Raw genomic sequence first — 12,315 nt, 5'->3', positions numbered from 1 at the left:
CATGCGCCCGGGGGCGCACTTCCCGGGCGGTCTCGTCGGTTCCTCCAAGATCTGGCCGGTTTGCCGTTCCGGCACGCCGCTCGGACGGAAGTTGCGGCGATAACCCGGGTCTTCGACCTAGTCTTCGGGGCATGGCAGCGGTCGGCGGGCACCCCGCACAGGGTGGCGGAACAGGTGGCGGAACGGGTCGGGAGGGGGCGCCGAGCGAGTTCCGGGCCGCCGTGGAGGCCCTCGACGGGGCGCGGCTGCGGCCGGAGCTCCAGCTCTCCCCCGCACCGGCCCCGCGCCGGCTGGCCCCGTACGCCTTCGCGCTGACCGCCACCGTGGAGGTGGACGACGAGGAGTTGGCCGACGGCCGGCTGGTCCTGCTGTACGACCCGGCCGGGCAGGAGGCCTGGAACGGGGAGTTCCGGGTGGTCACGATGACCCGGGCGGAGCTGGAGCCGGAGATGGCCGGCGACCCGATGCTCTCCGAGGTCGGCTGGGCCTGGCTGCTGGACGCGCTGCAGGCGCACGGCGCCGGGTACGCGGAGCCGTCCGGCACGGTGACCCGCTGCGCCTCGCAGTACTTCGGCGGCCTGGCGGACCGCCCCGCCGCGACCGAGATCGAGATCCGGGCCTCCTGGACGCCGGCCGACGGCCGGTTCGAGCGGCACCTGGCGGCCTGGGGCGACCTGCTCTGCATCAGCGCCGGGCTGCCGCCGGCCAACCCGTCCCCGCCGCCGGCCGAGGTCACGTCACTCGGTGGAGTGGTCCCGATGCCCGCCCGGCGACGCCCCCGGTCGCACTGAAGGGTGGCGTCGGGGCCGGAGGGCACCGCCTGCCCCGACGCCACCCCCAGGGCTGACGGAGTGTGACTTCGGCCCCGCTCTGCGTCAATTACCTGTTCAAAGTCGATCGATCTGTCACGGATCTGATCGATTTTGTACGAATTCCAGGCATGTCGCATCAGTCATATGCGCGATTTGTCCGTATTGTTACTCACTAGATCGTGATCTTTCGCTAAAGCCGGGCACGGTAGCTGCCGAAGCAGACTGTGACCCTTTCCGAACGCGGAACACTCCGACCGCCCCCTCGGGGTTCCGTCCGCCACTCCCCGCAGGAGGCCTGGTGTCGGTCCTTCTTGAGCACCCCGCAAACGTGGTCGCCTACCGCCCGACCAAGCCCACCGCCATGGTGGTCATCGCCGATCCCCGCGTCCGAAACACCGTCACCCGCCACCTCTGGGCGCTCGGCGTCCGCGACGTGATCGAGGTGTCCTCGATCGCCGAGGCCCGCCCCCGGGTCTCCACCCCGCGCGACATCTGCGTCGCCGACGTCCACCTGCCGGACGGCTCCGGACTGACCATCCTCGCCGAGACCCGCGCCGCCGGCTGGCCCAACGGCCTGGCCCTGTCCGCCGCCGACGACATCGGCGCGGTCCGCAGCGCGCTCGCGGGCGGCGTCAAGGGCTACGTGGTCACCGGCACCCGCACCAACGTCGCGATGCCCGGCCGCCCGGGCCTGCCGCTCGGTGCCGCCGGGCTGGCCGGCCGGATGCGCCGCCCCGGGATGCCGGGCATGCCGGGTGCCGCCGGAGCCCCGGGCGCACCGGGTGCCCCCGGGGCGCCCGGCCCGCAGCAGACCGCCTACCGCGAGCTGTCCGGCCGCGAGGTCGAGGTGCTGCGGCTGGTCGCCGAGGGCCAGTCGAACAAGGCGATCGGCGTCGCGATGGGCCTGTCCGCGCTCACCGTGAAGAGCCACCTGGCCCGGATCGCCCGCAAGCTCGGCACCGGCGACCGCGCCGGGATGGTCGCGGTCGCGCTGCGCACCGGCATCATCCACTGAGCCCGGGCGGGGCCGAACGGCTCCGCGAACCGTCGGCGGCCCAGGAGGAACGTTCCTCCTGGGCCGCCGTACGCTCGTCCGGCGGCACCCGGGGGGCCGGGCCCGGCGGTCCGTCAGCCGGGCGCCCGGGCAGCCGGTCGGGTGGCCGGGCGGGTGGCTGGGCGGACGAACGGGCGGGCGGGCGATCAGCAGTCTGACCAGTCCGACAACACTCCCAGTTCCGGCGACCGTCGTACCCTTGGTGGGTGACCGACGCCGTAGCAGCCATCCCAGAAGAAGCAGCCCCGGTCCCGCTCCTCGAACCGAAGGAGGGGATCCCGCCCGTCGTGGCGGACGAGCAGGCGCTGGCAGCCGTCGTCGCCGCCTTCGCCGCGGGCACCGGACCTGTCGCCGTCGACGCCGAGCGCGCCTCCGGTTACCGCTACGGGCAACGGGCGTACCTCATCCAGCTGCGCCGCGCGGGCGCCGGCTCGGCGCTGATCGACCCGATCGCCTGCCCCGATCTCAGCGGACTGAGCGCCGCCATCGCGGACGCCGAATGGGTGGTGCACGCCGCCACCCAGGACCTGCCCTGCCTCGCCGAGGTGGGCATGAGACCGACCCGTCTGTTCGACACCGAGCTGGCCGGGCGGATCGCCGGCTTCGCCCGGGTCGGCCTGGGGCCGATGACCGAGAACGTGCTCGGGCTGAGCCTGGCCAAGGAGCACTCGGCGGTCGACTGGTCCACCCGCCCGCTGCCCGAGCCCTGGCTGCGCTACGCCGCTCTGGACGTCGAGGTGCTGGTCGAGCTGCGTGACGCACTCGAACAGGAGCTGGACGCCCAGGGCAAGCTCGACTGGGCCCTGGAGGAGTTCGCCGCGATCGCCGCCGCGCCCCGCCCGGCCCCGCGCACCGACCCGTGGCGGCGCACCTCGCAGCTGCACAAGGTCCGCCGGCGCCGCCAGCTGGCCGTGGTGCGCGAGCTGTGGCTGACCCGCGACCGGATGGCCCAGGAGCGCGACGTCTCCCCCGGCCGGGTGCTCTCGGACGCCGCGATCGTCAACGCCGCGCTGGCCATGCCGCTGAACATCGCCGCGCTCCAGGCCGTCCAGGGCTTCGGCCCGCGGCTGCACCGGCGCCAGCTGGACCAGTGGCTGGCGGCCGTGCAGCGCGGCCGGGAGGTCCCGGAGAACCAGCTGCCCCCGGCCGCCGCCCCGCACGACGGGCCGCCGCCGCCGCGGGCCTGGGCGGAGAAGGACCCGGTCGCGGCCGCCCGGCTCTCCGGTGCCCGCGCCGCGGTCAGCGAGCTGGCCGAGCGCCACCGCCTGCCCGCCGAGAACCTGATCACCCCGGACCTGGTGCGCCGGGTCTCCTGGGAGCCGCCGGCCGACCTGAGCGGCGACGGCGTGGCCGCCGCGCTGCGCCGGCTCGGCGCCCGGCAGTGGCAGGTCGACCTGGTGGCGCCGGTGGTGGCCGCCGCCTTCGCCGCGGCCGCCACAGCTGGCACCGCCGCCACCGCCGAGGCCTGATCCGGCCGGAGCGCCCGGGCCCGCGCGGCCCCGGCTCCGCCGCCCGTCTCCCGTGAGGGGGCGCCGTCCGCACGGACGGCGCCCCCTCACCGCGTTCCCGGGGAGCCTTCCTGGTCGCAGTGGTGCCGGACGTGTCGCGGGACACATGGTCAGAACCCTCCGAGGGGCCTGGGCAGGTTGGTTACCGACCGGTAGCATGACTCTGACGCGGCGCCGCTCGGGATCTTCCGGCGGCAGCCTGCACACCCGAAATGTTGGTCCCTGGGAGGAGAGCCCCCGTGCCTCGTACCGCGAGGGACGTCGTCTTCGTCGATGGCGTCCGCACCCCGTTCGGCAAGGCCGGCCCGAAGGGCATCTACCACGAGACCCGCGCCGACGACCTCGTCGTCAAGTGCATCCGGGAGCTCGTGCGCCGTAACCCGAACCTGCCCGTCGAGCGCATCGACGAGGTCGCCATCGCGGCCACCACGCAGATCGGCGACCAGGGTCTGACCATCGGGCGCACCGCCGCCCTGCTGTCCGGCCTGCCGAAGTCCGTCCCGGGTTACGCGATCGACCGCATGTGCGCCGGCGCCCTGACCGCCGTGACCACCACCGCCGGCGGCATCGCCTTCGGCGCGTACGACGTGGTCGTGGCCGGCGGCGTCGAGCACATGGGCCGCCACCCGATGGGCGAGGGCGTGGACCCGAACCCGCGCTTCGTCTCGGAGAAGCTGGTCGACGAGTCCGCCCTGTTCATGGGCATGACCGCGGAGAACCTGCACGACCGCTTCCCGCACATCACCAAGGAGCGCTGCGACGCCTACGCCGTGCGCTCCCAGGAGAAGGCCGCCAAGGCGTACGCCAACGGCGACATCCAGCCCGACCTGGTGCCGATCACGATCCGCAACACCAACCCCGAGGTCGGCGAGACCGGCTGGGGCCTGGCCACCGTGGACGAGCCGCTGCGCCCGGGCACCACGATGGAGTCGCTGGCCGGCCTCAAGACCCCGTTCCGCCCGCACGGCAACATCACCGCGGGCAACTCGGCCGGTCTGAACGACGGTGCCACCGCCTCGCTGCTGGCCGCCGAGGACGTCGCCGAGGAGCTCGGCCTCCCGGTCAAGATGCGCCTGGTCTCCTACGCCTTCGCGGGCGTCGAGCCCGAGGTCATGGGCATCGGCCCGGTGCCGGCCACCGAGAAGGCGCTGGCCAAGGCCGGTCTGACCATCGACGACATCCAGGCCTTCGAGGTCAACGAGGCCTTCGCCGTCCAGGTGCTGTCCTTCCTGGACCACTACGGCATCGCGGACGACGACGAGCGGGTCAACCCGTTCGGCGGCGCGATCGCCTTCGGCCACCCGCTGGCCTCCTCGGGCGTGCGCCTGATGAACCAGCTGGCCCGCCGCTTCGAGCAGCGCCCGGACGTCCGCTACGGCCTGACCACCATGTGCATCGGCTTCGGCATGGGCGGCACCGTCATCTGGGAGAACCCGCATTGGAGCGGAGCGGAAAAGTCGTCTCAGGTCGAGGGTGGTAAGTGAGCATGAGCAACACCACTGAGCTGCTCCAGCAGGGCGCCGAGCTGTTCCCGGGCGAGGTCGTCACGACCGCGCACGTGCGCCACCTGGACCTGCCGCTGCAGGCCGGCAAGCTGGCCATGATCACCCTCGACAACGGCTTCGACCACACCAAGCCGACCACCTTCGGCCCGGGCTCGCTGCTCAAGCTGTCCGAGGCGCTGGACCAGGTCGAGGCCGAGGCGGCCGAGGGCAGGATCGTCGGCGCCGCGATCACCGGCAAGCCGTTCATCTTCGCCGTGGGCGCCGACCTCAAGGGCGTCGAGCTGCTCAAGCAGCACGCCGACGCGCTGGCCATCGGCAAGGGCGGCCACGAGGTCTTCAAGCGGATCGCCGCGCTGCCCGTCCCGACCTTCGCCTTCTACAACGGCGCGGCCATGGGCGGCGGCGTCGAGGTCGGCCTGCACTGCGACTACCGCACGGTGTCCGCGGGCGTTCCGGCCTTCTCGCTGCCCGAGGTCTTCCTCGGCCTCGTCCCCGGCTGGGGCGGCTGCACCATCCTGCCGAACCTGATCGGTGCCGGTAAGGCCGTCAAGGTCATCATCGAGAACTCGATGAACCAGAACAAGCAGCTCAAGGGCAAGGACGTGTTCGAGCTGGGGATCGCCGACGCGATCTTCGAGCCGGCCGACTTCCTGGAGCAGTCGCTGCTGTGGGCCGCCAAGGTCCTCAAGGGCGACGTCGTCGTCGAGCGCGAGGCGATCGACCGCGGCAAGGCCTGGGACGACGCCGTCCTCTGGGGCCGCATGGTCGCCGACGGCAAGGTGCACGGCGCCGCCCCGGCCGCCTACAAGGCGCTGGACATCATCGCCGCCGTCAAGGACGCCGACCTCGCCGACAAGGCCAGCCTCCAGGCCGGCTTCGACGCCGAGGACGCGGCCCTGGCCGACCTCATCATGAGCGGCGAGCTGCGCAGCGGCATCTACGCCTTCAACCTGGTGCAGCGCCGGGCCAAGCGCCCGTTCGGCGCGCCGGACAAGTCGCTGGCCCGCCCGGTCAACAAGGTCGGCATCGTCGGCGCCGGCCTGATGGCCTCGCAGCTGGCGCTGCTGTTCGCCCGCCGTCTGGAGGTGCCGGTGGTCCTCACCGACATCGACCAGGAGCGCATCGACAAGGGCGTCGGCTACGTCCACGCCGAGATCGACAAGCTGCTCGGCAAGGGCCGGATCGGCCAGGACAAGGCCAACCGCCTCAAGGGCCTGGTCAGCGGCTCGCTGGACAAGGCCGTGGCCTTCGGCGACGCGGACTTCGTGATCGAGGCCGTGTTCGAGGAGATGGGCGTCAAGCAGACCGTCTTCGCGGACCTGGAGGCCGTGGTCTCGCCGACCTGCGTGCTGGCGACCAACACCTCCTCGCTGTCGGTCACCGAGATGGCCTCGAAGCTCCAGCACCCCGAGCGGGTCGTCGGCTTCCACTTCTTCAACCCGGTCGCGATCCTGCCGCTGCTGGAGATCGTCCGCGGCGAGCGGACCGACGACGCGTCGCTGGCCACCGCCTTCGCCATGTCGAAGAAGCTCAAGAAGACCTCGGTGCTCTGCAAGGACGCCCCGGCGTTCGTGGTGAACCGGATCCTGACCCGCTTCATGGGCGAGATCCAGAACATCATCGACGAGGGCACCCCGATCGCCAGCGTCGAGAAGGCCGTCGAGCCGCTCGGCCTGCCGATGTCCCCGATCGTGCTGCTGGAGCTGGTCGGCCCGGCCATCGCCCTGCACGTCTCGGAGACCCTGGCCGGCGCCTTCCCGGAGCGGTTCACCGTCTCCGAGAACCTCGGCAAGGTGGTCAAGGCCGGCAAGCGCGGCTTCTACACCTGGGTGGACGGCAAGCAGGTGCTGGACCCCGAGGTGCTGGAGCTGCTGACCTTCGGCGACACGGTGCTCACCGAGGAGCAGGTCCTGAACCGCTCCCTGGAGGCCGTGGCCCAGGAGATCGGCCTGATGCTGGAGGAGGGTGTCGTCGGCGAGGCCCAGGACATCGACCTCTGCATGATCACCGGTGCCGGCTGGCCCTTCCACCTGGGCGGGATCACCCCGTACCTGGACCGTGAGGGCGTCTCGGAGCGGGTGAACGGCAAGAAGTTCCTCGCCCCCGGCGTGGCCTCGGTGCCCGCGTAAGGCGTAGCGGTACGAGCGGAGCCCCCGGCGACCTGGTCGCCGGGGGCTCCGCTCGTACGTGGTGTCGGGTCTCAGTGCTTGAGGCGGTAGACGACGGTGTCGCCGATGACGCCGATCATCTCGTAGTGGGTGTCCAGCAGGTTCTCGATCCGCGGGACCAGCACCGGCTGGTACGGGGCGACGCCGGAGTCGTCCACGAAGACCTCGGGCAGGCCGTTGGCGAGCTCCTTGTCGAAGGTCTGCCAGGCGTTGTTGACGCTGAACTGCTCGCCGACGTTGCCGCTGCCGTCCTTGCCGCCGCTGTAGTTGGTGAGGAAGCCGGCGGTCAGGTAGCGGCTCGCGGGCTTGCGGTCGGCCAGCCAGTACAGCTCGGGGTGCATGCCCCAGACCAGCACGGTGTCCTTGGGGGTGGTCTGGGCGGCGACCGCGGTGGCGACCTCGGTGTTGCGGCTCATCTGCTCCCCCGGCCAGGCCAGCGCCAGGCCCCAGAAGACCGTGGCGGCGACCGTGGTGTACACCAGGACGGGCTTCCAGCGGATCGCCGAGGTGGCGACCGCCCCGGTGCCCAGCAGCACCAGCGGGGGCATCAGCTGGAGGTAGTAGTGGCCGAAGAAGTGGAAGCCCACGCTGACCGCGACGGCCGAGGAGAGCAGCCAGACCCACAGGTCGGTGGTCGAGCCGTGCTCCTCGCCCGCCACCGGCAGCGGGCGGTGGCGGTACTTGAACCAGAGCCGGCGGCCGACCGGGAACAGGAAGCCGAGGCCCGCCGCGGCCAGGATGCCGAGGTTGCCGAAGGCCCGGCCGAGCATCTGCAGCCAGGCGCCGCCGAAGGAGGCGTAGTCGCCGCTGCCGGTGACCACCCAGAAGAGGAAGCCCTTGGGCTTGGTGAGGATGACCGCCACCAGCGCTATCGGCACCGCGAAGCCGAACCCGATCTTGAACAGGGCGGGCGGCCAGCGCACCCCGCGCCGGCGGGCGTCCTGGAGGAGCATCCAGAGCACCGGCAGCAGCACCGCGCCGCCGGTCTGCTTGGTCAGCGAGCAGAGCGCGACCGCGATGCCCGCGGCCAGCCAGCGGCGGCGCTCGGCGTACCGGAAGGCGGCCACCATCGCGGGCAGCATGAAGACCTCGAAGGTCGCCGCCTGGGTGTCCTCCGGGGAGAGCCCGATGGAGACCAGCAGGTAGAGCAGTCCGGCGCCGGCCCCGGCCCGGTTGCCCCAGCGGCCGCGGGCGATCGAGGCCAGCAGGATCGCGGTGACCAGGTGGGCCCCCACCGCGAGGGTGCGCAGCGGCCAGAGCGAGGCGGAGCCGAAGACGGCGAAGCAGGCCTGGTAGAGCCAGGGGAGCAGCGGCGGCTTGCGGTCCACCACGGTGTCGTAGAGCACCCCGCCGTCCGCGAGCATCCGGGCCTGGGTGGCCAGGAAGCCCTCGTCCGGGCTCCACACGGGCCGGGCGAAGGACGGGATGTGGGTGGCCACCGCGACCAGGGTGAGCAGCGGCACCAGCCTCGTCCAGTACCCCTGCCGGATGTGGGTACGGGCGCGCGCGGGCAGGCGGTCGACCAGTCCGTCGACGCGGAGGCGGGTGGGGGTGGGCACGGTTGACAACCTACCGGGCGGGAACGGCGCGGAGAGCGCCGGTCCCGCCATTCAGTGCGATTGTCAGCTCGTCCCGCGACGAACTGTTACGTCGTTACGACAATCGGTCGTCGGGCGGTACGACAATCGGCCGTCGGCGGAACGGGGCAGCGGGCGGCCGGCCCGTTCCGCCGGGGCGTCTCAGGCCTCGACCGGCGCCGGCTCCAGCTTGGCGACCAGGGCGCCCACCTTCTCGGCGATGGCGGGGGCGGTCAGGCCGATCTCGGCCAGGATCTCGTTCCGGCTGGCGTGGTCCAGGAACTCCTGCGGGATGCCGAAGTCGCGCACCGGCAGGTCCACGTCCGCGTCCCGCAGCGCCTGTGCGACGGCCGCGCCGACGCCGCCCACCCGGCCGTTGTCCTCGATCGTGACGACCACCCGGTGCTCGGCGGCCAGGCCCGGCAGGGCCGGGTCCACCGGCTTGACCCAGCGCGGGTCCACCACGGTGGCGGTGACGCCCCGGGCGGCCAGCAGGTCGGCCACCTCCAGGCTGGTCGGGGCCATCGCGCCGACCGAGACGATCAGCACGTCCGCGCGGTGAGCGCCGGAGGGCTCCCCGGCGGCGCGCAGCACGTCCATGCCGCCGACCCGGCCGACCGCGGCGACGGCCGGGCCGACCGAGCCCTTGGAGTAGCGCACCACCGTCGGGGCGTCCTTGACCTGGACGGCCTCGCGCAGCTGGGCGCGGACCTGGTCGGCGTCGCGCGGGGCGGCCAGCCGCAGGCCCGGGACGACCTGGAGGATCGACATGTCCCACATGCCGTTGTGCGAGGCGCCGTCCGTGCCGGTGACACCGGCCCGGTCCAGCACGAAGGTGACGCCCAGCTTGTGCAGCGCCACGTCCATCAGGACCTGGTCGAAGGCCCGGTTGAGGAAGGTCGCGTAGACCGCGAACACCGGGTGCAGCCCGTTGGTGGCCAGGCCGGCGGCGCTGGTGACGGCGTGCTGCTCGGCGATGCCGACGTCGAAGATGCGGTCCGGGAACTCCTTGGCGAACGGCGCCAGGCCGACCGGGTGGAGCATCGCGGCGGTGATCGCCACGATGTCCTCGCGCTCGTGGCCGAGCGCGACCATCTCCTCGCCGAAGACCGAGGTCCAGTCCTTGCCCGAGTTCTTGACCGGCAGGCCGGTGTCCGGGTGGATCACGCCGACGGCGTGGAAGCGGTCCTCGTCGTTGTTCTCGGCGGCGTGGTAGCCGCGGCCCTTCTCGGTGAGGCAGTGCACGATCACCGGGCCGCCGAAGCCGCGCGCCTTGGTCAGCGCGGACTCCAGGGCGGTCAGGTCGTGGCCGTCGATCGGGCCGATGTACTTGAGGCCGAGGTCCTCGAACATGCCCTGCGGGGCGATGAAGTCCTTGAGGCCCTTCTTGGCGCCGTGCAGCGTCTCGAACAGCTGCTGGCCGACCACCGGGGTGCGCTGGAGGGCGTCCTTGCCCCAGGACAGGAAGCGCTCGTAGCCCTGGGTGGTGCGCAGGGTGGCGAGGTGGTTGGCGAGGCCGCCGATGGTCGGCGAGTAGGAGCGCTCGTTGTCGTTGACGACGATGACGACGGGCAGGTCCTTGGCGTCGGCGATGTTGTTCAGCGCCTCCCAGGCCATGCCGCCGGTGAGCGCGCCGTCACCGATCACGGCGACGACCGGGTCCGTCCTGCCCTGGATCTTGTTGGCCTTGGCCAGGCCGTCCGCGTACGAGAGGACCGTGGAGGCGTGCGAGTTCTCGATCACGTCGTGCTCGGACTCGGCGCGCGAGGGGTAGCCGGACAGGCCGCCGCTCATCTTCAACCGGGAGAAGTCCTGGCGGCCGGTGAGCAGCTTGTGGACGTAGCTCTGGTGGCCGGTGTCGAAGAGGATGCGGTCGCGCGGGGAGTCGAAGACCCGGTGCAGCGCCATGGTCAGCTCGACCACGCCGAGGTTGGGGCCGAGGTGGCCGCCCGTCTTGGAGACCTCGGTCACCAGGAAGGTCCGGATCTCCTGGGCCAGTGCGGCCAGCTGTCCGGGCGTGAGCCGGTCGAGATCGCGCGGTCCCCGAATGCGGGTCAGCAGGGCCACCCGTTCCTCCTCGTTCAGTGTTCGCGGACCACGGACGGTCCGACGGGCGTCGCTGCCCGGTCCGGCGGCAGGCCGGTGGTCGCGGCCGGTACCGACCGGTCGAGTCTAATGTCCGCTACACGGACGCCGAGCGGCGCGCCCGGTGCCGTCGACCGGTTACCGCCATTCCGGGAGGTCGGTCGGGGGACGCGGGTCAATCCTCATTGACGAACGGGTGTTCTCCACCGGTTGCGGCCGGACGGGCGAACGGGCCGGGCGGCGGTCGGTGCCGGCCCCGGGCCGGGCGGCCTCAGTGTCGGCCGAGGGCCCCGGACTCGCCCATCTCGCTCATCACCAGGGCCAGCGCGCCCAGCACCTCGGCGCGGCCGCCCAGGGTGCCGGGGACCACCGACAGCTGACGGGCCGCGCTGGGGATCGCGTAGCGGGCCACCGAGTCGCGGATCGGGGCCAGCACCAGCTCACCGGCCTCGGCGAGGTCGCCGCCCAGGATCACCCGGCGCGGGTTGAGCAGGTTGCACAGGGTCGCCACGCCCGTACCGATCTGGCGGCCGGCGTCGGCGATCACCCGGCGGCAGCCCAGATCGCCCTGGTGGGCCAGCTCCACCACCCGGGGCAGGGTGAGGTCCGGGCCGAGGGTCGAGGTGAGCAGCGACAGCAGGTAGCGGGAGCCGACGAAGGTCTCCAGGCAGCCCCGGTTGCCGCAGCGGCAGACCGGGCCCGCCTCGTCCAGGGTGATGTGCCCGATCTCACCCGCGGTGCCGCCCGGACCCCGGTAGATCTGGCCGTTGACCACCAGGCCGGCACCGACCCCGCTGGCGATCTTGATGTACGCGAGGTCGCTCAGGCCGCGGCCGGCCCCCCAGACCAGCTCGCCCAGCGCGCCCAGGTTGGCGTCGTTGTCCACGTGCACCGGCATGCCGAGCCGCTCCCCCAGCTCCCGGCCCGGGGCGATGCCCGTCCAGCCCGGCAGGATCGCGGTCGAGCCCAGCGCGCCGGTCTCCACGTCGATCGGGCCGGGGACGCCGAGGCCCACGCCGATCACCTTCTCGGGCCGGAAGCCGGCCTGGGCGAGGAGGCGCGCCACCATCGCCTCGGCGCGGTCGAAGCCCTGCGCGGCCGAGACGTCCACGTCGATCGGGGCGCTCTCCTCGGCCAGCACCCGGTGGGCGAGGTTGCCGACGGCCACCCGGAGGTGGGTGTGGCCGAAGTCGATGCCGACCACGATGCCCGCGTCACCGCTGAGCGAGACGCTGCGGGCGCGGCGGCCGCCGGAGGAGGTGTCGGCGACCACGACGGTGCCGCTCTCCTTCAGTTCCCGCACGATGTTGGAGACGGTGGCCGCGGAGAGGCCGGTGCCGCGGGCGATCTCGGCCTGGGTGAGCGAACCGGCCATCCGTACCGCGCGGAGCACCCGTTCCAGGTTCGCCCGGTGCAGGGACGACTGTGAGCCCGGTGTGTCCGTCGACATGATCCACCCTCCCAGGGTGGGGAACCCTCCGCCGGGTGTCCCCTTCAACTCCTGAAGGGTACGGGTCGGGGGGTGCCGGGGTGGGGGTGCCGGGTGGGGGCCGGGGTGGCCGGGGGCGTGGGGCCTGGGTGGCCGCTGCGCGGGCCCGGGGCGGGC

The 12,315-nt window shown here is 72.6% G+C and carries 8 protein-coding genes; 5 read left to right on the top strand and 3 right to left on the bottom strand.

The window, feature by feature from the left end:
- The first annotated feature begins 131 nt into the window (after positions 1-131).
- From ACIQWA_RS21060 to ACIQWA_RS21040, 5 genes are all read left to right on the top strand, one after another.
- Positions 132-791 (top strand): DUF3000 domain-containing protein, encoded by a 660-nt coding sequence (locus ACIQWA_RS21060; RefSeq protein ID WP_360236022.1) that lies wholly within the window; start codon positions 132-134, stop codon positions 789-791.
- A gap of 319 nt (positions 792-1,110) precedes the next feature.
- A complete protein-coding gene (locus ACIQWA_RS21055; protein ID WP_350511717.1) occupies positions 1,111-1,827 on the top strand; it encodes a response regulator transcription factor in 717 nt (238 codons plus the stop codon).
- A 245-nt stretch (positions 1,828-2,072) separates the two neighbouring features.
- Positions 2,073-3,335 carry an HRDC domain-containing protein gene (locus ACIQWA_RS21050; RefSeq protein WP_402484495.1) on the top strand — a complete coding sequence of 421 codons (1,263 nt, stop codon included), beginning with the start codon at positions 2,073-2,075 and terminating at the stop codon, positions 3,333-3,335.
- Between the two features lie 278 nt (positions 3,336-3,613).
- A complete protein-coding gene (locus ACIQWA_RS21045) occupies positions 3,614-4,858 on the top strand; it encodes an acetyl-CoA C-acyltransferase (protein ID WP_360243902.1) in 1,245 nt (414 codons plus the stop codon).
- Positions 4,859-4,860: 2 nt separating this feature from the next.
- Positions 4,861-7,008, top strand: coding sequence for a 3-hydroxyacyl-CoA dehydrogenase NAD-binding domain-containing protein (locus ACIQWA_RS21040; RefSeq protein ID WP_402484493.1), 2,148 nt, complete (start codon positions 4,861-4,863; stop codon positions 7,006-7,008).
- 71 nt (positions 7,009-7,079) lie between these two features.
- Here ACIQWA_RS21040 and ACIQWA_RS21035 read toward each other — a convergent pair whose 3' ends face one another.
- From ACIQWA_RS21035 to ACIQWA_RS21025, 3 genes are all read right to left on the bottom strand, one after another.
- A complete protein-coding gene (locus tag ACIQWA_RS21035; RefSeq protein WP_402484491.1) occupies positions 7,080-8,606 on the bottom strand; it encodes an ArnT family glycosyltransferase in 1,527 nt (508 codons plus the stop codon).
- Between the two features lie 180 nt (positions 8,607-8,786).
- The gene (gene dxs / locus ACIQWA_RS21030; RefSeq protein ID WP_360243911.1) at positions 8,787-10,691 is read right to left on the bottom strand and encodes a 1-deoxy-D-xylulose-5-phosphate synthase; all 1,905 of its coding nucleotides are present in this window, start codon (positions 10,689-10,691) and stop codon (positions 8,787-8,789) included.
- Between the two features lie 289 nt (positions 10,692-10,980).
- Positions 10,981-12,159, bottom strand: a complete 1,179-nt coding sequence (locus tag ACIQWA_RS21025) for an ROK family transcriptional regulator (RefSeq protein WP_360243914.1) — start codon at positions 12,157-12,159, stop codon at positions 10,981-10,983.
- Between the last annotated feature and the right edge of the window lie 156 nt (positions 12,160-12,315).

This window comes from Kitasatospora sp. NPDC098652, assembly GCF_044760155.1.
Classification (GTDB): Bacteria; Actinomycetota; Actinomycetes; order Streptomycetales; family Streptomycetaceae; genus Kitasatospora.
The sequence above is the reverse complement of the archived record's forward strand: the minus strand, read 5'-3'. Positions and strand labels throughout refer to the sequence as shown.